This is a genomic window from Prevotella sp. HMSC073D09, from assembly GCF_001814145.1.
Lineage (GTDB): Bacteria > Bacteroidota > Bacteroidia > Bacteroidales > Bacteroidaceae > Prevotella > Prevotella conceptionensis.
The window spans coordinates 1775-1974 of sequence record NZ_KV815146.1 but is presented as its reverse complement, the minus strand read 5'-3'; the positions used below and the strand labels follow the sequence as shown (position 1 = coordinate 1974).

The 200-nt window shown below is 54.5% G+C and carries 1 pseudogene; it reads left to right on the top strand.

Annotated features, from left to right (window positions below):
- Positions 1–200, top strand: a pseudogene (locus HMPREF2955_RS14060) (RHS repeat-associated core domain-containing protein); the annotation flags it as partial.

Here is a 200-nt window from a genome sequence, read left to right as displayed (position 1 = left end):
GCCCGAAGGTTGGGTGCAACGTCCGAAGTTCAACGCCAAGGGAGATGTCCCTGGTCCACCCATTCAGTGGCAGAAACCCGAAGACCCTGACAATGCGCAACCGGGTTACGGCTATGTCCCAACGGACACAACCAACGTTGAGGACATCTTCTTCTATCATAGTGATCACCTCGGCAGCACCTCTTATATCACCGATGCCA